17 protein-coding genes, 1 other RNA gene and 1 pseudogene are annotated in these 22,033 nt (G+C 73.3%); 8 read left to right on the plus strand and 11 right to left on the minus strand.

Annotated features, from left to right (window positions below):
* Positions 1-165 precede the first annotated feature (165 nt).
* Positions 166-1,209, minus strand: a complete 1,044-nt coding sequence (locus tag EES43_RS07520; RefSeq protein WP_124267998.1) for a beta/alpha barrel domain-containing protein — start codon at positions 1,207-1,209, stop codon at positions 166-168.
* A 433-nt stretch (positions 1,210-1,642) separates the two neighbouring features.
* Between EES43_RS07520 and EES43_RS07525 the strand changes: the two genes are divergently transcribed.
* From EES43_RS07525 to EES43_RS07535, 3 genes are all read left to right on the plus strand, one after another.
* On the plus strand, positions 1,643-2,533 hold the full coding sequence (locus EES43_RS07525; RefSeq protein WP_124267999.1) for a phytanoyl-CoA dioxygenase family protein: 891 nt from the start codon (positions 1,643-1,645) through the stop codon (positions 2,531-2,533).
* 129 nt (positions 2,534-2,662) lie between these two features.
* Positions 2,663-3,445, plus strand: coding sequence for an alpha/beta fold hydrolase (locus EES43_RS07530; RefSeq protein WP_241192344.1), 783 nt, complete (start codon positions 2,663-2,665; stop codon positions 3,443-3,445).
* 129 nt (positions 3,446-3,574) lie between these two features.
* On the plus strand, positions 3,575-4,768 hold the full coding sequence (locus tag EES43_RS07535) for an MFS transporter (RefSeq protein ID WP_241192345.1): 1,194 nt from the start codon (positions 3,575-3,577) through the stop codon (positions 4,766-4,768).
* Between the two features lie 69 nt (positions 4,769-4,837).
* Here EES43_RS07535 and rnpB read toward each other — a convergent pair.
* An RNA gene (gene rnpB / locus EES43_RS07540) (RNase P RNA component class A) lies at positions 4,838-5,238 on the minus strand.
* Positions 5,239-5,318: 80 nt separating this feature from the next.
* Here rnpB and EES43_RS07545 point away from each other — a divergent pair.
* The 4 genes from EES43_RS07545 (at position 5,319) to eda (ending at position 8,711) form a co-directional block, all read left to right on the plus strand.
* Entirely contained in the window at positions 5,319-6,059 is a 741-nt protein-coding gene (locus tag EES43_RS07545) for a MerR family transcriptional regulator (protein ID WP_124268002.1), read from the plus strand.
* Complete coding sequence (locus tag EES43_RS07550; protein ID WP_241192346.1) at positions 6,056-6,943, plus strand: hypothetical protein; 888 nt, start codon at positions 6,056-6,058, stop codon at positions 6,941-6,943. The genes EES43_RS07545 and EES43_RS07550 overlap by 4 nt, the downstream gene beginning before the upstream one ends.
* Positions 6,944-7,145: 202 nt before the next feature.
* Positions 7,146-7,946: a peroxide stress protein YaaA gene (yaaA, locus tag EES43_RS07555; protein WP_124268003.1), complete on the plus strand. Its 801-nt coding sequence runs from the start codon at positions 7,146-7,148 to the stop codon at positions 7,944-7,946.
* Positions 7,947-8,051: 105 nt separating this feature from the next.
* Positions 8,052-8,711, plus strand: a complete 660-nt coding sequence (gene eda, locus EES43_RS07560; protein ID WP_124268004.1) for a bifunctional 4-hydroxy-2-oxoglutarate aldolase/2-dehydro-3-deoxy-phosphogluconate aldolase — start codon at positions 8,052-8,054, stop codon at positions 8,709-8,711.
* 86 nt (positions 8,712-8,797) lie between these two features.
* Here eda and EES43_RS07565 read toward each other — a convergent pair whose 3' ends face one another.
* Genes EES43_RS07565 through EES43_RS07575 form a run of 3 tightly spaced genes read right to left on the minus strand, consistent with a single transcriptional unit; the run spans position 8,798 to position 11,648 of the window.
* Complete coding sequence (locus tag EES43_RS07565) at positions 8,798-10,072, minus strand: bifunctional RNase H/acid phosphatase (protein WP_124268005.1); 1,275 nt, start codon at positions 10,070-10,072, stop codon at positions 8,798-8,800.
* Positions 10,072-10,815: a zinc ribbon domain-containing protein gene (locus tag EES43_RS07570; protein ID WP_206430170.1), complete on the minus strand. Its 744-nt coding sequence runs from the start codon at positions 10,813-10,815 to the stop codon at positions 10,072-10,074. The genes EES43_RS07565 and EES43_RS07570 overlap by 1 nt, the downstream gene beginning before the upstream one ends.
* Positions 10,812-11,648, minus strand: coding sequence for a Nif3-like dinuclear metal center hexameric protein (locus tag EES43_RS07575; RefSeq protein WP_124268007.1), 837 nt, complete (start codon positions 11,646-11,648; stop codon positions 10,812-10,814). Before EES43_RS07575 ends, EES43_RS07570 begins: the two co-directional genes overlap by 4 nt.
* Positions 11,649-11,905: 257 nt before the next feature.
* On the opposite strand from EES43_RS07575, the gene EES43_RS07580 reads away from it, so the two are divergent.
* The gene (locus EES43_RS07580) at positions 11,906-13,243 is read left to right on the plus strand and encodes a hypothetical protein (protein WP_124268008.1); all 1,338 of its coding nucleotides are present in this window, start codon (positions 11,906-11,908) and stop codon (positions 13,241-13,243) included.
* A 480-nt stretch (positions 13,244-13,723) separates the two neighbouring features.
* Here EES43_RS07580 and EES43_RS07585 read toward each other — a convergent pair.
* From EES43_RS07585 to EES43_RS07610, 6 genes and pseudogenes are all read right to left on the minus strand, one after another.
* Positions 13,724-14,676, minus strand: a pseudogene (locus EES43_RS07585) (3-oxoacyl-ACP reductase).
* A gap of 52 nt (positions 14,677-14,728) precedes the next feature.
* Positions 14,729-15,805, minus strand: a complete 1,077-nt coding sequence (locus tag EES43_RS07590) for a Zn-dependent alcohol dehydrogenase (RefSeq protein WP_124268009.1) — start codon at positions 15,803-15,805, stop codon at positions 14,729-14,731.
* A gap of 29 nt (positions 15,806-15,834) precedes the next feature.
* A complete protein-coding gene (locus EES43_RS07595; protein ID WP_124268010.1) occupies positions 15,835-16,689 on the minus strand; it encodes a MaoC/PaaZ C-terminal domain-containing protein in 855 nt (284 codons plus the stop codon).
* Positions 16,690-16,906: 217 nt separating this feature from the next.
* Entirely contained in the window at positions 16,907-18,358 is a 1,452-nt protein-coding gene (locus tag EES43_RS07600; protein WP_124268011.1) for an MFS transporter, read from the minus strand.
* 83 nt (positions 18,359-18,441) lie between these two features.
* A complete protein-coding gene (locus EES43_RS07605; protein WP_124268012.1) occupies positions 18,442-19,656 on the minus strand; it encodes a lipid-transfer protein in 1,215 nt (404 codons plus the stop codon).
* Positions 19,657-19,660: 4 nt separating this feature from the next.
* Positions 19,661-21,910: an acyl-CoA dehydrogenase gene (locus EES43_RS07610; protein ID WP_124271838.1), complete on the minus strand. Its 2,250-nt coding sequence runs from the start codon at positions 21,908-21,910 to the stop codon at positions 19,661-19,663.
* Positions 21,911-22,033: the final 123 nt, after the last annotated feature.

The raw sequence follows: 22,033 nt of genomic DNA on the forward strand, positions 1-22,033 counted from the left end.
GATACCGACCCGGGTGGCCGACTGAGCGGATCGGCGTGCGGCGTCGGATGCGGTGCGTCGCAAGGCGGAGGGGCGTCCGCACACTGGATGTATGCGGACGTTCCGACAACGCGGCGAGGTGCGGTAGTTGTCGTCGCGCGCCCGACCAGGGACTGCGGGAGGGCCTCAGAATCGATGTGCTGCGAGGCTGCCTGCGATCTCCCTGACCAGATCCTCGCTGGGGCGTACTCTTTCGCTTTCCGCCACAGCAGCCATCAGCTTGAACACGTCGACGCCTTTGGCCTTTGCGCACTTCGTGATCAGCGGGAAGAAGCTGGAGTGCATCTGCGTCAGCCCGCCGACCACCTGGTAGATGCGGTCGTCGTGGAGTCGCGGGAGAGGACGCACCACGGTCTCGCTCAGTCGGGCCAGCTCCTGGTAGTCGTAGGGCGTCGCGTCTCCGACGCGCCCCTCCAGGATCGCGGCGAACGCCTCGGTGATCGTGTTGCCGGCCCCTCTGCCGATTCCGTCGAGTGTGGTGTCGACATAGCGAGCGCCGCCCTCCACCGCGGCGAGGGCATTGGCATTGGCCAGCCCCAGGTTGTCGTGGCCGTGGAATCCGAGCGGCACGGGGACCGCTTCGCCCACGTGCTGGAACAACTCCGTCACCTCGGTCGGCAGGAAGCCGCCGACCGAGTCGACCAGATAGACGCTCTCCGCGCCGTACCGCGCACAGTCGCGGACCGCGGATATGACACCTGCCGTGTCCAGCACGTTCGTCTTCATCAGGTTGATGAAGGTCTGCAAGCCGTGCTCGCGCGCCAACCCGACGAATTCCTCGGCCGGAGCGGTGTCCGTGATGTCCACGCCCACGCGCACGAAGCGCATTCCGCCCGCGATGGCCTGTTTCAGGTCGGTCAGTTTCGCGATACCGGGGATACAGAACATCCCCCAGCTCGCCTCACGGAGGGTTTCGGAGGCGAGCTCGAAGCTCCGCTCGTCCGGGACCAGTGTCGGCTTGCCCAAGGCGTCGGCCGCGTTGAGCCCCAGACCGTGTCCCAGCTCGATCAGGCGTATGCCCGACCGCTCCAGGCCGACCAGGACGCGCCGGATGGTCTGCTCGGTGAACTGGAAATCGACGGAGTAGCTGCCGTCCCTGAGCGTGCAGTCGAGTAACTCGACAACGCCTGGGACCGTGTTGGAGGGTGTCTCTGTCGACGAGATTTTCATGGAAACCCCATGGGACGGAATGGGCGGCACTCGGACCGTGTACCGGCGTGATGAAACGCCGGAATCCCCGGACTGCCCCGAGGCAGAACATCAGGGCTGTCCCGCGATTCCTCGCGACGCCCGCCTGGAATCGCGGGACAGCCCTTGGCCTGCCGGCGCATCCGGAGACATGTCGTCGAGAAGATTAGTCGAGAGGAGGGAGGTCGACCGGCAGGGACGGGCGGAAGAATGTTCGAAGCGGCAGAACGGGCGGCAGTTCCCAAAGTGCCTCTGTTCTGCATGCCCCTACGCTTGTGCGGAGTCAGGCGGAAGTGCGATGGTGACGACCATTCGATGCGCCGGGCGGGCAGGAAACCCGGCCCCCTTGCCGGCTCGTACCGAATGCCTTGGCGAGGCCGCAGTTTCCAGATCTTTCAGATTGGGGCACGCATCCATGAGTCAGGTACTCACCGACCAGCAGGTGGAGTTCTACCGGAACAACGGGTTCTGCGTCGCGGAAGGCATCATCGGCGACCAGCTCGTGGAAAGGGCGCGGAACGTCATCGACGGCTTGCTTTCTTCCCCCGACATCACCGACGTCGCGGAACTGGAACCGGGTGACGAGATGATGGCCCGCCGGATCTGGGCCCCGACCAGCCGCGACAAGGTCTTCGTGGAAATTGCCGAGGATGAGATCCTGCTCGACGCCGCGGCTCAACTAATAGGACCTGACATCGTCCTCCAGTACTCCAAGCTGAACGTCAAGCCCCCGAAGGTGGGGAGCGTGGTCGAGTGGCATCAGGACTTCGCCTACTATCCGCACACCAACACGGATCTGCTGGCCTGCCTGATCTACCTCGACGATGCGACTCCGGAGAACTCCTGCCTGAAGGTGGCGGCCGGCTCGCACCGGCAGGGCATCCTGAGTCACCACGTCGACGAGCATTTCGGGGGGAAGATCACCTCGCTGGCCGACGTCGGTGTCGACGAATCCACCGTGGTCGACTGCCCCGGACCCGCCGGCACCGTGGTCTTCCTGCATCCCCTCGCGGCCCACGCCTCGGAGAAGAACACGTCGGACCGCTACCGCCGCGTGTTCATCCCCGCATTCCGCAGTGCCGACGCCCTGCCCATCTACTACGGCCCGCACGCAGCGCACAACGAACCCACGGCCAAGCTGGTGCGGGGCAGGCAAGCCACGACCGCGCGTTGCGAGGAAGGCGTATGGCAGTTGCCCCTGGCTGCCGCCGAGTTCAACTCCCTCTACCAGATCCAGGAGGGGTCGCACCTCGACGCGAAGAAGTCCTCGACCGGATACTTCTCGCACGAGACGAAAGCCGACTAGTCTGCCCGCGGAGCCGCCTCGCACCATGACGGGGGGATGCGGCTCGATGACGGACGCCGGGCCCGTGATCGCGGCGGCCCCGGGTGTCCCGAGGGCGTTCATCGAGTTCGAGCGAGAGGACCTTCACGGGTGCCGTACGCCGTGGCCGAAGACGGGGCCCGTATCGCGTATCAGTCACAGGGCAGCGGTCCTCCCCTTCTCCTCCTGTCCGGCCAGGCCAACAGCCACCACTGGTGGGACGGCGTCCGCGAGGACTTCCACACAGCGCGCCGCACCATCACCCTCGACTATCGAGGCACCGGGTCGAGCGACCGGCCCGACGAGGCGTACAGCACCGAGTTGTTCGCCCGGGACGCCGTCGCGGTGCTCGACGCGCTGGATGTGGACCGGGCGGACGTCTACGGCACGTCCATGGGCGGACGGGTCGCGCAGTGGCTCGCCGTCCGCAACCCGGACCGGGTCCGTGCCCTCGTCCTCGGTTGCACCTCGCCCGGCGGCGCCCACTCCGTCGAGCGGGACGCGGAGGTGCGTCGTGCGCTGTCCCAGCCCTGCCCGACCGCCGCCCGGCAAGCGCTTCTGGACCTGATGTACACGCCGGGGTGGCTGGGAAGCCACCCCGGGCCGTACCACGTCCTCGGTGACGCCACGATGCCCGCTCACGCACGGCGGCGACACCGACTGGCCGGCGACCAGCACGACGCGTGGCACGTGCTGCCGAGCATCGGCGCGCCCACCCTCGTCCTGCACGGTGACGCCGACCGGCTCAATCCGGTGGCCAACGCGCGGCTTCTGCGCGAACGCATTCCCCGCGCCGTCCTGCACCTCCTCCCGGGAGCCAGACACGCCTACTTCGACGAGTTCCGCGACATCGCCGGAGCCCGCGTTCGAGACTTCCTGGAGCAGCACCCGTGAGCCGCCCCGCACCCGCCCGAGCACCTGCCCCAGCCGATTCGACGAGGTCCGATGCCTGAGGCCCGCGCGCGCCGTCAGCCGATCGAGGCGGAGAGCGCGAAACCCGCGATTCCATCCGTTCCACGTGCTGTGTTACCCGCCCTGTGCGCCACCCAGATCACCAGCTGGGGCGTTCTCTACTACGCCTTTCCCAACCTGCGGTCAGCCATCACCGCAGAGACCGGATGGTCCGCCACCGTCACCACCGCGGCCTTCTCAGCAGCACTTCTCACGTCCGCGGCGGTGGGCATCCCCCTCGGCCGGGTCCTCGACCGCAACGGGCCCCGCGCCGTCATGACGGGCGGATCCGTACTGGCCTCCCTGTCACTTCTCGCGGTGGCCGCCGCGCCCACGCTGCCCCTCTTCGTCGCGGCCTGGTTCGCCGCGGGCACCGCGATGGCCGCGACCTTCTATCAACCCGCGTTCGCCGCCGTGACGCGGTGGTGGGGGGAGAGCCGGGTCAAAGCGCTGACGGCCGTGACGCTCACCGGCGGATTGGCGTCCACGGTCTTCTCACCGCTCACCGCCCTGCTCGTCGGCCCCCTCGGCTGGCGTGGCACCTACGTCGTCCTCGCCCTGGTGCTCGCTCTCATCACCATCCCCGCGCACGCTCTGGCTCTGCGCGCCCCTTGGCCGCCGCTGCCCGAGAGCACCGATTCGACGGCCCGCAAGCCCGAGGAGCACATCGCCCGTTCCCGTCCCTTCGTCCTCCTGACGTGTGCCATGACGCTCTCCGGGTTCACCATCTGGGCCGTCCTCATCGCGATGGTGCCGCTGATGATCGAACGCGGCGCCAGTGTCACGACGGCCGCCTGGGCGCTGGGGTTGTGCGGTGTGGGCCAAGCGGTCGGGCGCGCCTGTTACGCCGCAGTCGCCCGCCGGACGACTGTCGCCACCCGCACCTGTCTGCTCATCGGGGCCGGCGGCGTCAGCACGGCCCTGCTGGGTCTCGTACGCGGACCGATCTGGCTGCTCCTCGTGCTGGCGGCGTTCGCCGGCATCGTCCGCGGCAACCTCACACTGCTGCAAGCCACCGCCGTCTCCGACCGCTGGGGCATCGCCGCCTACGGCCGCCTCTCGGCACTCCTGGCCGCTCCCGTCACCGTCACCAGTGCCCTGACACCCTTCATCACCGCGGCGCTGGCCCCGCTGCTGGGCGGCTACCCTCGTCTCTTCCTTCTGCTGGCCGGCGTCTCGGTCCTGTCCATGCTCTTCGCGACGGCCACCGGAGCAAGGCGCCCCACGGCGCCGTCGACCGGAACTTCAGGGAGCGGCGGGCGGTGAACGACCTCGCACGCGGCGGCGACCATGATGCGCCGGTGATCCATTCTGAGGCGGAGCCACGGGTGGCGGCAGACGAGTCGGGCTGTACGCCGGGTTCTGTCACCCGGTCGCCTCGCGGCGGCCGGGGAGACGGCCATCCATCTAGGGCCGGCATTGCTGCCGGCCTCGTGCGGTCTACCCGCGAACTCGGGCGAGCAGCCCTCGGACGTTCGCGCAGGGCCGTCCTGGGACGACCCCTCTTGACCTTGCTCCGGGTGGGGTTTACCTAGCCGCCTGAGTCGCCTCAGGCGCTGGTGGTCTCTTACACCACCGTTTCACCCTTACCCGGGACCGAGGTCCCGGGCGGTCTGCTTTCTGTGGCACTGTCCCGCGGGTCACCCCGGGTGGCCGTTAGCCACCACCCTGCTCTGTGGAGCCCGGACGTTCCTCGGGAGGATCGGAGATCCCCACGCGGCCGTCCGCCCGGCTCGTCTGCCGTGCCCGCCATCCTAGCCGGTCCCGGTGGCAAGGGCTTGACCTTGTCGCGGCGTCAGGGTTTCTACTGGCCCGTATGCGTATCGGAGAGATCGCCGGACTCGTCGGAGTGACCTCAAGGGCCGTCCGGCACTACCACCACGTCGGCCTGCTACCGGAGCCCGCGCGGCGGTCCAACGGCTACCGCGTATACGGCGTCCGCGACGCCGTCCTCCTCGCCCGGATCCGACGGCTCACCGAACTGGGCCTCTCCCTCGACGAGGTGCGGGACGCGCTGGCGGACGACGCCGGGCGGGAACTCTCAGAAGTGCTGGCCGAGTTGGACGCGGATCTCGCCCGGCAGGAGGACGCGATCCGCGAACGGCGACGAGTGCTGTCGGCTCTCCTGGCCGGCCCGCTCACCCCGGGCGGGCCGTTCTCCCCCGCGCTCGCCGCGCTCCTGGACCGCTCGCCCGCCACCACGTCCAGGGCCGCGGCCAAGGACCGCCGGCACCTTGAGCTGTTGGACGCGGCCGGTGACGCGAGTGACGTGTTCGCGGCACTGCACCCCCTGGTCGAGGACCCAGGTGTCCTCGACCTGTACGAGCGGCTGGACGAACTGGAAGGCGCGGCGGTGGACGATCCCCGCGTCGCGCCGCTGGCGGCCGATCTCGCCGCCGCCGTACCGGACGAGGTGCTGGCGTACCTGCCTCAAGGAGAGCCGCGGGCTTCCGGTGTGGGAACGGCTCTGCTGGAGGACTATCCGCCCGCGCAGCGCGAAGTGGTGCGCGGGGTGATGGCCGCACTGACGGAGCGGGCGCGCGGGCGGACGCCGTGAGCGCCGGGGCGGTCGGCGCAGGCGGAACGGGGGTCCGGGTGGGCCGGTACGCGGTGTGGGCGGCCCTGCCCGCTGAACTGGTGCTGGTTGCCGTCGGGGCGGCCGGGGTGCGGATGCCCGGCGCGGTCCTGGTCGGGGCCCAGGTCGTGGTCGTGGCGCTGCTCGCGGTGGAGGTCTCGGTGCTGGGGCGGCTGTACGCGGCCCGACGCCGGGCGGGCACGGAGCGCGGGGAGGCGTGGCGCGAGACGGTGTCCGCTCTGGTGCCGGTGGCCGTGGGGCGACTCGTCGTGAACGAGTTGCGGACGCTGCACAGCCTCGGGCTGTGGCTGCTGCGGCGGCGCCACCGCATCCCGGAGGGCGCGTCACCGGTCGCCTATACCGGACCGCAGACGGGGACGGTATACGTGCTGCTGTTCGTCTGCGCCGTGGAGACCGCGGTTCTGGCTCTGGTGATCCCCTGGCCGCCGGTAGACGCGGTCCTGCTCGCGGTGGACGTGTACGGCATGGTGCTGGTCCTCGCGCACCACGCGGGGTGCGTGACACGGCCGCATGTCGTCGGTGCGGACGGTTCCCTGCGGGTACGGTACGGCGCCCTGTTCGACCTCCGGGTGCCCGCCTCCGCCGTGGCGTCCGCCCGGGTCGAGCAGCGCTTCCCGGACGGCGGGATGATGCGGCTGGGAGACGACGGAACGCTCGACCTCGCGGTGGGTGGCCGGACGACGGTCACGGTGGAGCTGACCGGACCGGTGGAGTTCACGCGACCACTCGGGAAGCGCGGGACGGCCCGGACTCTGCGATTCCACGCGGACGACCCGCGTGCCGTGGTCGCCGCGCTCTCGGGGAAGGAGACGGGGCCCGCGCCGGGCGCGGACCGTTCCCGGTGACCGGGCTCGTAGGGCTCGGCGCGCTCGCCACCGAACCGTGGCCACTGCTCCATACGGACCCCGCCTCCGCGCCCGCGTACGTCCCCGCCCGCGCCCCCGTACCGGTCGGAGGCGGCCCGGGTGGCCGGGGTGGTCGCCGTACCCTTGCCGGGGACCCCGTGCGCAGGCCGGGGCCTTGGCTCGTGTGCGAAGGAGAACCGCAGTGCTCGTGCTGTTGCCGCCCTCCGAAGGAAAGGCCGCCTCGGGGCGCGGCGCTCCGTTGCAGCCGGAGTCGCTGTCGTTGCCCGGGCTGGCCGAGGCCCGGGCGGCGGTGCTGGAGGAGCTGGTCGAGCTGTGCCAGGCGGACGAGGAGAAGGCCCGTGATGTCCTCGGGCTGAGTGTGGGGCTGCGGGGCGAGGTCGCGAAGAACGCCGAGCTGCGGACCGCCGGGACGCGGCCGGCCGGGGAGCTGTACACGGGGGTGCTGTACGACGCCCTGGATCTGGGCTCGTTGGACGCGGAGGCGCGGCGGCGGGCGGGCAGGTCGCTGCTGGTCTTCTCCGGGCTGTGGGGCGCGGTCCGCGTCGGTGACCGGATTCCGCCCTACCGCTGCTCGATGGGCGTGAAGCTGCCGGCCCTCGGTGCGCTCGGCGCGTACTGGCGGGCCCCGATGGCGCAGGTGCTGCCGGAGGTGGCGGGCGGCGGGCTCGTCCTGGACCTGCGGTCGGCGGCGTACGCCGCCGCCTGGAAGCCCGGGGGCGAGGTGGCCGAGCGCACCGCGAGCGTGCGGGTGCTCCACGCGCGGATGGTCGACGGGGTGGAGAAGCGGTCCGTGGTGAGCCACTTCAACAAGGCGACCAAGGGCCGGCTGGTACGCGACCTGCTGGTGGCGGGCGCGCGGCCGACGGGTCCGGCGGAGCTGGTCGAGGCGTTGCGGGACCTCGGGTACGCGGTCGAGGCCGAGGCTCCGGCGCGGGCCGGGCGGTCGTGGTCGCTCGACGTGGTGGTGACGGAGATCCACTGAGATCCCAGTGGGATCCACTGGGATCGGATGGCGTTCACCGAGTGGCGTTGTGCAGTGCGCAACGCTCGTTGCAGATATCGCTGCGCGCGCGGCAGGATGGCCCCCATGACCTCCTCCGTGCCGTCCGCCGCGTCCGCCGCCGCACCGCCCGTCTCCGTGCTGGATCTCGCGCCCGTCGTCCCCGTCGTCGTCCTGCACGACGCGGCCGACGCGGCGCCCCTGGCACGGGCGCTGGTCGCCGGCGGTCTTCCGGCGATCGAGGTCACGCTGCGCACTCCCGCCGCGTTGGAGTCCATCCGGGCCATGGCCGCGGAGGTCCCCGGCGCGGTCGTCGGCGCTGGCACCGTGGTCTCGCCGGAGCAGGTGCGGGACTCGGTCGCCGCCGGGGCGCGCTTCCTGGTCAGCCCGGGGTGGACGGACGTGCTGCTCGACGCGATGAAGGCGTCCGGTGTGCCGTTCCTGCCCGGCGTCTCGACCGCGTCCGAGGTGGTGGCCCTGCTGGAGCGCGGCGTGCACGAGATGAAGTTCTTCCCGGCCGAGGCTGCGGGCGGCACGGCCTATCTCACGGCCCTGGCCGCCCCGCTCCCCCGGGCCCGCTTCTGCCCGACCGGCGGCATCTCGCCCGCCTCGGCCCCCTCCTACCTCGCGCTTCCGAACGTCGGCTGCGTGGGCGGGAGTTGGATGGTGCCGGGCGACGCGATCGAGGCGAAGGACTGGGACCGGGTGGCCCGCCTGGCGGCGGAGGCCGCGGCGCTGCGCGGGTGACACGCGGGTGACACCGCCGCCGGGGGCGTCTCCCGCGACGCCTCCCCCGGGGCGGTTCCCCGCGGGCGCTCCCCGTGGCGCCGGTCCTAACGCAGGTGCGAGGTGTCGTTGAGCAGGCGTACGGAGGCGTTGCCGTCCCCGTAGTAGGCGACCGTCGAGATCGAGGCCGCCGACAGCTCCATCCGGAACACCGCCTGCGCCGGAGCCTCCAGGGCGAGCCGGACCAGGGTCTTGATCGGCGTCACGTGGGTGACGACCAGCACCGTGCGCCCCGCGTAGCGGGCGATCAGCCGGTCCCGGGCCGCCGCGACCCGTTCGGCCACCTCCGTGAAGCTCTCGCCGCCGCCTGTCGGGGCCGTGTCCGGCGAGGCCAGCCAGGCGGTGAGGTCGTCGGCGTACCGTTCCCGCGTCTCGGCGAAGGTCAGCCCCTCCCAGGCCCCGAAGTCCGTCTCGCGCAGGCCGTCCTCGACGGCGACGTCCAGACCGAGGCGGCCGGCGACGGCGTCCGCCGTCTCGCGGCAGCGCCGCAGCGGGGAGGAGACGATCTCCTGGACGGCGCCCAGGGCGGCGAAGTGCGCCGCGGCCCGCTCGGCCTGCCCGCGTCCGGTGGCCGAGAGTTCGGGGTCGGTGCCGCCGCTGCCGGAGAACCGCTTCTCGGGCGTGAGCGCCGTCTCGCCGTGCCGGAGCAGGATGAAGGTGGCCGGTTCGCCCAGGTCGGGGGCGGATGCCCAGCCCACCTGCGGAGTCCCGGCCGCCGGCCGCACCGGGCCGGACGTCCGCGCGGTGCGCGCGGCGGCCAGCGCGGCGCGCGCCTTCGCCGCCCCGGCGACCGCGTCGCCGGGCGGGCCCTGGACCAGTGGCGGCGCGGTCGCGGCGCTCCGGGCGGGTGCGTCCAGTGCGGCCGTCGAGGCGGACGGCTCCCACCGCCCGCCGTTGACGCCCGCGTCCATCGCCTCGTTGGCGAGCCGGTCCGCGTGCTGGTTCCGCGCGCGCGGGATCCACTCGTAGGTGACCGCCGACCGCGGCAGGATCTCGGCGGCGCGGGCGGCCAGCGGCTTCATGTCGGGGTGCTTGATCTGCCAGCGGCCCGACATCTGCTCGACCACCAGCTTGGAGTCCATCCGGACGCGGACCTCCAAGGAGTCCTCCGCGTCCGGGAACAGCGCCTTCGCGGCCGTGAGTCCGGCGATCAGCCCCCGGTACTCGGCGACGTTGTTCGTCGCGACGCCGATGTACTCGGCGGCCTCGGCGAGCGTCTCGCCGGTGTCCGGGTCGATCACGGCGGCGCCGTATCCGGCGGGCCCCGGGTTGCCCCGGGAGCCGCCGTCGGCCTCGACGACGAGCCGGCGGGTGGCGGGCATTACAGGCCCGACTCCGAGGTGCGCACCAGGATGCGGTGGCAGTTCTCGCAGCGCAGGACGGTCTCCGGGGACGCGGACTTCACGTCGTTGACCTCGGCCATGTTCAGTTCCAGTCGGCAGCCCTCGCAGCGGCGCTGGTAGAGGCGGGCCGCGCCGACGCCGCCCTGCTGGGCGCGGAGCTTGTCGTACAGCTTCATCAGGTCGGCGGGGATCACCTCGGCGACGACCTGGCGGTCCTTGGCCACCGCGGCGGCCTCGGCGTCGAGTTCGGCGGTGGCGGCGTCCCGGCGGGCGGTGGCGTCGTCGACCTTGGCCTGGACGGCGGAGACCCGCCCGGTCAGCTCGGCGACCCGCTCCTGGGCGGCCTCGCGGCGCTCCATGATTTCGAGGACGACGTCCTCCAGGTCGCCCTGGCGCTTGGCGAGCGAGGTGATCTCGCGCTGGAGGCTCTCCAGGTCCTTGGGCGAGGAGACCGCGCCGGAGTCGAGGCGCTGCTGGTCGCGGACGGCGCGCTGGCGCACCTGGTCGACGTCCTGCTCGGCCTTGGTCTGCTCGCGGGTGGTGTCGCTCTCCTCGGTGGTGGAGGCGACGAGCAGGTCGCGCAGCTGGGCGAGGTCGCTGCTCAGCGACTCGATCTCGGCGTGCTCCGGCAGCGAGGTGCGCTTGTGGGAGAGCTGGGCGAGGCGTACGTCGAGGGCCTGGACGTCGAGGAGTCGGATCTGGTCGGCGGGCGCGGCGTTCAGTTGGGGGCTCCAGAGGAATGGTGGGTGGTCCAGGGGTCGGTGACCCGCTTCGAGACGTGGACCCGCAGGTCCCATCCGTGGCGGTCGGAAAGCGCGTCGAGCTGGGCCGCCGCCTGTTCGCACCAGGGCCACTCGGTGGCCCAGTGCGCGGCGTCGACCAGGCCGAGCGGCGAGTGCCGCACGGCCTCGGACGCCGGGTGGTGGCGCAGGTCGGCGGTGAGGAAGGCGTCGACGCCCGCGGCGCGCACGGCATCGAAGAGGCTGTCGCCGGAACCGCCGCTGACGGCGACCGTGCGGACCGTCGCCCCGGGGTCGCCGGCCAGCCGGACGCCCTGCGCGGTGGCGGGGAGCCGGGCGGCGGCGCGGGCGGCGAACTCGGCCAGTGTCTCGGGGCGGTCGAGTTCGCAGATCCGGCCGAGTCCGCGTCGCCCGGCGGGGTCGGTTGGGTCCGGTACGAGGGGTCCGGTGACGCGCAGGTCCAGGGCGCCGGCGAGGGCGTCGGAGACGCCGGGGTCGGCGGTGTCGGCGTTGGTGTGCGCGACGTGCAGGGCGATGCCGTGCCGGATGAGGGTGTGCACGACCCGGCCCTTGAAGGTGTCGGCGGCGACCGTCGTCGTCCCGCGCAGATAGAGCGGGTGGTGGGCGACGATCAGCTGGGCCCCGAGCTCGCGGGCCTCGTCGACGATCTCGTGGACCGGATCGACGGCGAACAGCACCCGGTCGACCTCGGCGTCGGGTTCGCCGCAGACCGTGCCGACCGCGTCCCATCCCTCGGCCCGCTCGGGGGGCCAGAGAGCGTCGAGGGCGGCGATGACTTCAGACAGACGGGGCACGGGGGAAAGGCTACCTGTACGCCGTGGCCCGCCGCCCCTGACGGCCGGACCGGAGGGCGGACCGGAGAACGGGACGGAGGGCGGGCGCAGGGTGAGGGCGGACGGCCGGGCGGTGAATCGTTCCGCGTGCAGGCACATTCGGACCCGCCCCCTCAGGAGAATGCACGCTTTGCCACCCTTATGTGTGAAGTGGCGTGGCTCGTGTTGTTCGGCAGGAAGTGCGAAAACTAGCTTTCGTAGCCGGAGGTGACCAGTCCATGACTGCCTGTGCCATCGAGGGCGGAACCGCCGGGACCGCCACGACGGCGGATCCCGGACCCGAAGAGTCCGCGGGGCCCGAGGAACCCGCCGGGGCGAGAGCGCCCGGCCCGTCCGGATCGGCCGCGCCCGGCGCCGGCCGCTGGACCCGCGTCGTGACGGCGGGACCGGGCGGACGGACGGCGCGGCCGTCGCGCGCGCCCGCGCCGCCCCGCGACCCCGCGGCGTTCACGCTCACCGCGGACGGCGGTTACGCGGCCCGGCTCACCGCGGCCCCGGTCAGGGCGGGCGGGCAGCGGGCCTGGTATCCGGAGCGGTGGACCCTGGACGGGCCGGAACCGTACGCGGTCCCGCTCCCGCTGGACCAGCCCGAGGAGCCGGACGCTCAGGTGGCGCCGCTCGCGGACGGGCGGGTGCTGATCCGGCGGCGGGTGGCGGACCGGGAGATGTTCTCCCTGCTCTATCCGACCGGGCCCGGCACCGGCGAGCTGCGTCTGGGCGCGGTCGTGTGCACCCGGATGACGCTGCTGCCGCCCTCGCCGGACGGCGTCAGCGTGTACGGCCTGGCGGCCGGTGACCACTCCTGCGTGCTGTGGCGGGTGGCCGGGGGCCTCTTCGGGCCGGAGCGGGTGGCGGAGATCCCGGGGCGCTGCGGGGGCGGGGTGTGGCTGGACCGGGCGGGCCGGATGCTGGCGCTGGACCGGCAGCAGCCGGGCGGCGGTCCGGTCAAGGCGGTCGCCGTGGACCTGGGGCGGCAGGGCGAGGTGACGCCGCTGCTTCAGATCGCGCCGGACAGCGACGACCGGCTGCTGCTCGCCGACCCGGACAGCGGCCTGCTGCTGCTGCGCTCCGACGCGCCGGGGCACGACCGGCTCGGCTGGGGCGTGCTCGGCAGTTGCCTGCCGGTGCGGTTCCCGGAGTGCCTGCGTCCGGCGGACGCGGTGGCGACCCCGTTCGCGGTGCAGCCCGGTCAGATGCTGACGCCGGAGAACTGCGCCGTGGCCCTGCGCATCGACGGGAGCGCGGGCGGCGGCGTGGGCGTGTGGCGTCCGGCGGGCCGCCGGCTGCACCGGTTCGCCGCGCCGGAGGGCTGGTCGGCGGGGGCCGGTTACTGGAGCCGGGACGGGGTGCTGCACCTGCCGTACGCGAACGGGGCGACGCCGTGCGCGGTGGCGCGGCTCCGCGCGCCGACGGACGAGGAACCGCCGCCGGCGCCCGGTGGGCGGTGCGCCGGAGACGGCGGAGCGGAGCCGTCCGCCGCCGTGGCGGCACCCGCCGCGCGCAGGCCCGTTCCGTTGGGGCAGGCGCCTCTGCACCGAGCGGCGCGACCTGATTAAACTCTGGGCCCTGGGCTACGCGGCCGTACCGGGCGGGCGCCGACGGTGACCGCGGCGGATGGCGGTGGCGGGGCTTGCGACACACACGTTAGCGATCACGACGGGGTGACTTCCCACATGTCTGAAGCCCGAACCGACACGACCCAGACGCGTCCCCAGGGGGCGGACGCGGAGCGGGCCGAAACCGGCGGCTCCGGAAGGCACCGAGGGGGTGCGTCGATGGAGAACACCTCGGTGCAGCCGCACGGCCGCCACCGCCGCCCCGACGAGGGGGAGACGAGGGCGGCCTGAGCCGCTGAGCACCAGCGGCACCAGCGGCACCAGCGGCACCAGCGACAGGGGCCTCGGGGCCCGGACCGGCGGGAAGGCCGGTCCGGGCCCCGTCTCCGTTCCGCCCCGCGCTCTGCGCCCTGCGTACCCCTGGCTCCTGCCCCGCTCCGGCGGCCGAGGTCAGGGGCGAGAGCCACCCGTCCCGGAGTCCTACTCCCGTTTCAGGCCGAGGACTTCGGCCGCCGCGAAGGTCTCGTTCGGCGGCCGGTCCGCGTAGTACGGGGTGAGCGCTCCGTCCAGTTCGGCGAAGGTGAACGCCTCCTTCGCCGCGTCGAACCTGGCCGCCCCCGCGGCCGTTCGACGACGGCGACCATGCCGCCGTGGACGACGAGCAGTTGTCCGTTGACCCCGGCCGCCGCGGGTGAGGCGAGATAGCCGACGAGCGGGGAGACGTGCTCGGGGGCCAGCGCGTCGAGCGTGCCGTCCGCCGGTTCCTGGAAGCCCGCGAACACGTCCTCGGTCATCCGGGTCCGGGCGCGCGGGCAGATGACGTTGGCGGTGACGCCGTACTTGGCCAGGGCGAGCGCGGTGGAGGTGGTGAGGCCGACGATCCCGCCCTTGGCCGCCGCGTAGTTCGGCTGGCCCGCCGAGCCCGCGAGGAACGCCTCCGAGGAGGTGTTGACGATCCGCCCGTACACCGGGGAGCCCGCTGCCTTGGAGCGCTCGCGCCAGTGCGCGGCGGCGAAGCGGGTGGTGTTGAAGTGGCCCTTGAGGTGGACGCGGATCACCGTGTCCCACTCCTCCTCGGTCATGGAGAAGATCATCCGGTCGCGCAGGATGCCCGCGTTGTTGACCAGGACGTCGAGCTTTCCGTACGTGGTGACGGCCAGCTCCACCAGCGCGCGGGCCTGTTCGTGGTCGGCGACGTCGCCGAGGTGGGCGACGGCCCGGCCGCCCGCCGCCCGGATCTCGGCGGCGACCTCCTCGGCGGGCCCGGCCGACGCCTCGCCGGAGCCGTCGCGGCCGGGCCGGCCGTGGTCGTTGACGACGACGGCCGCGCCGAGCCGGGCCAGTTCGAGGGCTTCGGCGCGGCCCAGACCGCGGCCGGCGCCGGTGACGATCGCGGACAGTCCGTCCAGCGGAAGGTGATCGGGGAGGGGCATCGCGTTCCTCACGGTCTTCGCGTTCCTCACGGTCGGTGCCTGCCGGACGGGGTCAGAGTTCGATGCAGGTGCGCAGCGACTGACCGGTCCGCATCTGGTCCAGGGCGTCGTTGACGCCGTCGAGCCGCACCCGGTGGGTGATCATCGACTCCAGGTCGATCCGGCCCGCCCGCCACAGGGCGATGGCCCGTTCGTAGGAGCGCAGCACGTCCCCGCCGCCGTACAGGGAGGGCAGGATGCGCTTCTCGTCGAAGAACAGCTCGAACATGTTGGCCTGGAAGTTGTCGTCCATGGCTCCGGCCCCGACGACGCAGAGGGTGCCGCCGCGCCGGGTCTGCTCGTAGGCGGTGCGGGTGGTGGCGGACTTGCCGACGACCTCGAAGACGTAGTCGAAGCCCTCGCCGCCGGTGATCCGCTGCTTGGCGTCGGTCAGCGCGTCGGGGGCGACGGCCTCGGTGGCGCCGAAGCGCAGGGCGGCCTCGCGCCGGGAGGCGACCGGGTCGACGGCGATGATCTGGGCGGCGCCCTGGACGCGTGCCCCCTGGATCGTGGAGATGCCGACGCCGCCGCAGCCGATCACGGCGACCGACGAACCGGCCTCCACCTGTGCCGTGTTGATGGCCGCGCCGAGGCCGGTGGTGACGCCGCAGCCGATCAGGGCGGCGATCTCGAACGGTACGTCGTCGGGGATGGGCACCGCGCAGCCCGCGCCGACGACGACCTCCTCGGTGAAGGTGCCGGTGCCGGCGAAGCCGAAGACGTCGCCGCCGGGCCGCCTGAAGTTGGGGGTGCCCGCGTTCAGGAAGCCGGCCAGGCAGAGGTGGCTCTGCCCGCGCCGGCACGACGGACACGCGCCGCAGGCCGGCAGCCAGCACACGAGCACCCGGTCCCCCGCGCTGAGTCCGCTCACGCCGTCGCCGACGTCGACGACCTCGCCCGCGCCCTCGTGGCCGGGGATGAAGGGGGCCGGCTGCGGGAGGACGCCGCTCATGGCGGAGACGTCGGAGTGGCAAAGGCCGGTGGCCCGGATCCGGAGTCTGACCTTGCCGGGGCCGAAGCCCACCGCCTCGACGTCGTCGAGTACTTCCAGTTCGCCCTGGCCGATCTCGTGCAGTACGGCTGCGCGCATGGTGCGGCTCCCCTCGGATCGTGGTGTGCTCAGGAGTGTTCGACGGACGTGTCGGCGAGGACCGGTGCGTCGTTCCGCTCGGCGGCGGTGACCGCCACCCGGATCCGGCCGTCGCCGGCCCACATCCGGATGCGGAGGGTCTCGCCGGGCAGGACCACGCCGGCGAAGCGGGTGCGGCAGGCGGTGACGCGGGAGGCGTCGCCGTCGAGCAGGGTGTCGGTGACGGCCTTCAGGGTGATGCCGTAGGTGCACAGTCCGTGCAGGATCGGGCGGTCGAAGCCGGCCGACTCGGCGAAGGCGGGGTCGGCGTGCAGCGGGTTCCAGTCCCCCGACAGGCGGTAGAGCAGCGCCTGGTCCTCGCGGACGGGCTGTTCGACGGTGTGGTCCGGGGGGCCCTGTGGAGCGTCGGGGCGGGCGGAGGGGCCGCGTTCGCCGCCGAAGCCGCCCTCGCCGCGGACGAAGATCTCGGCGTCGTTGGTCCACAGCGGCCCGTCGTCGTCGCCCGCCTCGGTGCGCAGCACGATGACGGCGGCTTTGCCCTTGTCGTACACCGCCGCGACCTTCGAGGTCTGCACGGCGCTCCCGGTGACCGGGATCGGGCGGTGCACGCGGACGGTCTGCCCGCCGTGCAGGATCGCGGCGCGGTCGACGTCGATGCCCGGGGCCCCCATGCCGCCGAACGCGGCGGTGCCCGCTCCCGCGACGGTGGCGAAGCTCGGCAGCACCTGGAGCCGGGACTCCAGCGTGTAGCGCAGTTCCCGGGGGTCGGTGGCGGGGCGGCCGGCGCCGATGCCGAGGTGGTACAGGAGGACGTCCTTGTGGTTCCAGGCGATCTCGGCTCGGCGGGGTTCCGCGGCGAGGGCCGCGCGGGCGTCGATGGGCATGGCGGAGCCGCTCCTTGGGGTGGAAGACCTCGGCGCGGCCGTCCGCACCGTCGACCGCACCGAGGTCGTGCGGGACCGGCAGGGCACGCCCTCTGGAACGCGTTCTAGCCGATGGCCCATGTATAACGCAGCCCCCGGATGTTGGGAAGAGTGCTGACGCTACGTCAGATCCCTTCCGCCACAACGGATTCGGCCGGTGCTCCCAGGTCCGGCCTGCTCAGGGCCGGGGCCTTCGGCGGGCGGGCAGCCAGAGCAGCATCAGCAGGACACCGGCGAGGAGGACCCCGCTCGCGGTGCGGAAGGCCAGCGCGTACCCGGCGGTGATGTCGGCCGCGTCGGCGGAGCCCGCGGTCCGGGCGGCGGCGACGGTGGAGAGCACGGCGAGGCCGAGCGCGCCGCCCATGGTGCGGGAGGTGTTGACCAGCCCGGAGACGAGCCCGGCGTCGCCGGGGTCCGCGCCGGAGGTGGCGAGGGCGGCGAGCGGCGTGGAGGCGAGGCCGGCCCCGGCCATCATCAGGATCCCGGGCAGGCAGATCGCGGTGAGGTAGGAGCCGTCGACGCCCATCGTGGACTGCCAGCCGAAGCCCGCGGCGGTGACGAGGACACCCGCGACGGCGAGGCTCTTCGCTCCGGTGCGCGCCATGAGGCGCGGCGCGAGCTTGGAGCCGATGACGACGGCGACCGAGGTGGGCAGCAGGGCCAGGCCGGCCCGCAACGGTGTGTAGCCCAGCACGTTCTGGGCGTAGACGGTCATGAAGTACCACATGGAGAAGGTCGCCGACCCCATGAGGAGCATCGACGCGTTGGCCGAGGACACCGCCCGCGCGGAGAAGACCCGCAGCGGGATCAGCGGCACCGCCGTCCGCGCCTCGACCAGCACGAAGGCGGCGAGCAGCGCCGTTCCGGCCGACAGCGGCACGAGCGTGGCGGCGGCCGTCCATCCCTCGGCCTCGGTCTGGACGATCCCGTACGAGACGGTGGCGAGGCCCGCGGTGACGAGCACCGCGCCCAGCAGGTCGATGCGGCGGCGGTCGCCCGCCCGGCCCTCGGTGATCCGCAGGGCGGCGGCGATCAGGACGAGCGCGCCGATCGGCACGTTGATCAGGAGCACCCAGCGCCAGGAGAGGGCGTCGGTGAGCACGCCGCCGATGAGCCCGCCGGCCGCTCCCCCGCCCGCGCCGACCGCCATCCAGGTGCCGATGGCCTTCGTCCGGGCGGGGCCCTCGGGCACGGCGGCGGTCAGGATGGTGAGGGTGGCGGGCGCGAGGACGGCTGCCCCGAGGCCCTGCGCGGCACGGGCGGCGAGGAGCTGCCAGCCCTCCTGGGCGAGGCCCCCGGCGAGGGAGGCGAGGGTGAAGACGCCGAGCCCGACGAGGAACATCAGCTTGCGCCCGTAGATGTCGGCGGCACGTCCGCCCAGCAGCATGAACCCGGCGAAGGCGATCGCGTAGGCGTTGACGACCCACTGGAGGGCCGCGGCGCTCAGCCCCAGGTCGGTCCGCATGGAGGGCAGCGCCACGTTGACGACGGACACGTCCAGGACGACCAGGAACTGTCCGGTGCAGGCGGCGAGTACGACGGCCCAGGTGCGGGGCGGTATTCGCGGAGGGTCGGTGCGGAGGGACGCGGACGCCGGGACGTGTGCCGAGACTTCTGCCATGGCAGTCATGGTCGCAGGCCCCGAACGGCCCGTACATCGGGTCCCCCGTCCGGCTCGGAGCCGCGCCCGGGAGGGCTCGGACGGCCGGGCGGTCAGCGGCGCAGCAGCGTCACCACGGCCGCGCCGCCGAGGCCGATGTTGTGGGCGAGGGCGGTGCGCGCGCCGGTCACCTGGCGCGCGCCGGCCTCGCCGCGGAGCTGCCAGGTCAGTTCGGCGACCTGGGCGATGCCGGTCGCGCCCAGCGGGTGGCCCTTGGAGATCAGCCCGCCGGACGGGTTGACCACCCAGCGCCCGCCGTAGGTGGTGGCCCCGGACTCCACGAGCTTGCCGGACTCGCCCTCGCCGCACAGGCCGAGGGCTTCGTAGGTGAGGAGTTCGTTGATGGAGAAGCAGTCGTGCAGCTCGATGACGTCGAGGTCCCCGGGGCCGACGCCGGCGCTCTCGTAGACCCGCTGGGCGGCGGCCCGGGACATCGGCGCTCCGACGGCGTCGATGCAGGCGCCCGAGGCGAAGGAGGCGGCGGTGTCGGTCGTCATGGCCTGGGCGGCGATCTCCACGGCCCGTGCGCCGAGGCCGTGGCGGTCGGCGAAGCGCTCGGAGACGACGACGGCCGCCGCCGCGCCGTCGGAGGTGGGCGAGCACTGGAGTTTGGTGAGCGGCCGGTGGACGGTACGGGACGCCAGCACCTCCTCGACCGTGTACGCGTCCTGGAACTGGGCGTAGGGGTTGTTCACCGAGTGGCGGTGGTTCTTGGCTCCGACGGCCGCGAGCTGGGCGGGTGTCGTCCCGTAGCGGTCCATGTGCTCGCGGGCTGCGTTGCCGAAGATCTGCGCGGTGGGCGGTGACGCCTCGAAGCCGTGGGCGGCGGCCATGATCCCGTAGTGCCGGGCGACGGGTGAGGCCGCGAGGTCGCCGCCGCGCGAGGAACCGCCGAGCGCGCCGCGGGCCATCTTCTCGAAGCCGACGGCGAGTACGCAGTCGGCCGCGCCGCCCTCGACGAACTGGCGGGCCAGCATCAGCGCGGTGGAGCCGGTGGCGCAGTTGTTGTCGACGTTGTAGACGGGCACGCCGGTCAGGCCGAGTTCGTAGACGGCGCGCTGTCCGGCGGTGGAGGGCTGGAAGCAGTGGCCGACGGGGACTTGTTCGACCTGCTCGTAGCGGACGCCCGCGTCGTCGAGGGCCGCGGAGGCCGCCTCGCGGACCATGTCCGGGTAACTCCAGTCGCGGGTCTCGGGCTTCTCGAACTTCGTCATCCCGACGCCGACGATGTAGGCCTTCATCTTCTTCCGTCCTCTTTCCTCTGTCATGCCGTCAGTCCCGGGGGAGCCCGAGGACGCGTTCGGCGACGACGTTGAGCTGGACCTGGGTGGTGCCGCCCGCGATGGTCAGGCAGCGGGACAGCAGGAAGCCGTGCAGGGCGCGCTGCCCGGCGGCGGGTTCGTCCAACGCGCCTTCCGGGCCGAGCAGTTCGAGGGTGAGTTCGGCGACCTTCTGCTGGTGGACGGTCTGGACGAGCTTGCGGACCGAGGCTCCGGCGCCGGGTTCGCCGCCGGAGACCTGCTGGAGCGTGGTGCGCAGGGTGACGCAGGCGAGCGCGTGGGCCTCGGCGGCGAGCGTTCCGATCCGGGCGCGGGTCGCGTCGTCGAGTCCGGCGGAGCGGGCGATCAGCGCTTCGAGCCCGCTGTAGAAGGTCAACTGGTCGGCCATGTGGACCCGTTCGCTGCCGAGCGTGTCGCGGGCGACGCGCCAGCCGCCGCCGACCTCGCCGACGACGGCGTCGGCGGGCAGCAGGGCGTCGTCGAAGAACACCTCGTTGAAGAGGGCGTCGCCGGTGATCTCCTTCAGCGGTCGGACGTCGATGCCCCGGGTGTTCTTCATGTCGACCAGGAAGTAGGTGAGCCCCCGGTGCCGGGGCTCGTCCGGGTCGGTGCGGGCCAGCAGGATGCCGTGGTCGGCGGCGCGGGCCGCGCTCGTCCACACCTTCTGCCCGGTGATCCGCCAGCCCTCGGCGGTGCGTACGGCACGGGTGCGCAGCGCGGCGAGGTCGGATCCGGCGTCCGGTTCGGAGAAGAGCTGGCACCACTGGAGGTCGCCGCACAGGGTGGCCGGCACATAGCGCTTCTGCTGCTCCGGCGTGCCGTGGGCGATCAGCGAGGGCACCACCCAGGCGGCGACGGCCAGGTCGCTGAGGACGATGCCCTGTTCGGCCAGTTCGCGCTGGACGGCGAGCTGCTGTACGGGGCCGGCGTCGAGGCCGTAGGGGGCGGGCAGGTGCGGGGCGGCGAGGCCCGTCGGGGCCAGGACCCGGCGGGCCTCGCGGGGTGTCAGGCCGCGCGCGGCGGCGAGGCGGGGCCGGGCGTCGGCGCGGTGGCGGTCGGCCTCGGCGGGCAGTTCCAGGGTGAGTTCGCGGCGGGCTCCGTCCTCGGCGAGGCGGGCGGCGCGCAGCCGGTGGGCGTCCGCCGTGCCGAGGAGCTGGCGGGCGAGGACCGCGCGGCGCAGTTGGAGGTGGGCGTCGTGCTCCCAGGTGAAGCCGGTACCGCCGAGGATCTGGATGGCGTCCTTGGCGCAGCTGTACGCGGCCTCCGGCGCGGTGGCGGCGGCGAGGGCGGCGGTGAGGGAGCGCGCACCGGGGTCGCCGTCGACGGCGCGGGCCGCGTCCCAGGTGAGGGCGCGGGCCTGTTCGAGGCGGAGGAGCATGTCGGCGCAGAGGTGTTTGACGGCCTGGAAGCGGCCGATGGGTCGGCCGAACTGCTCGCGAACGGTGGCGTGTTCGACGGCCGTGTCCAGGCTGCGGGCGGCGGTGCCGCAGGCGTCGGCGCTCAGCAGGACGGCGGCGAGGTCGCGCAGGAGCGCCGGGTCGGCGGGCAGCGTACGGCGGGCGGGCACCGCCACGGCGTCGGCGCGCACCTCGGCCGTGGGGCGGGTCGGGTCGACGCTGCGGTGCGGGCGCACGGTGAGCCCGGCGGCCGTGGCGTCGACCAGGAACCAGCGGGGGCCGGCGGCCGTGGCCGCGGGCAGGAGCAGCAGGTCGGCGGCGTCGGCCGTCAGGACGGGCGGGGCGGTGCCGTCGAGGCGGTGGCCGCCGTCGACGGGGGTGGCGGTGAGGGTGCCGGGGGCCAGGGCGACGGCGGCGGTGCGGCTTCCACCGGCGAGGTCGCGCAGCAGGCCGCCCGCCTCCCCGTCCGGCCCCCTGTCCGGCCCCGCCGCCCGGTGCAGCACGGCGGCGGTGAGCGCGGTGGCGAGGTGCGGACCGGGGAGCGAGGCGTACGCGGCCTCCTCCAGGACGACGGCGAGGTCGAGGAGCGTGCCGCCGCCTCCTCCGTACTCCTCGGGCAGGTGAAGGCCGGTCAGCCCCTGTTCGGCGAGCGCCTTCGCGCGCGCCGGGCCGGGGTACGGGGCGGCGGGGTCCGGGGCGACGGACGGCGGGGCGTCGAGCAGGGCCCGCGCCTCGCCGGGCGGCACGGCGCGGGCCAGCCATCCGCGTACGGACCGCGCCAGGGCGCGGTGCTCCTCGGTGATGCCGATGCCCATGCCGATGCCCCTGCCGATGCCCCTGCGCATGCCCATGCGGATCCTCGTCCGGTCGCGGCCACTGGAACGGCGCAAGAGTAGAACACGTTTCAATCTGACGGAAGGTCAGGAGACACGGCCGGGCCGAGAAGGGCCACCGGAGGGACGGGGAAC

The organism is Streptomyces sp. ADI96-02, from assembly GCF_003846185.1.
GTDB lineage: Bacteria > Actinomycetota > Actinomycetes > Streptomycetales > Streptomycetaceae > Streptomyces.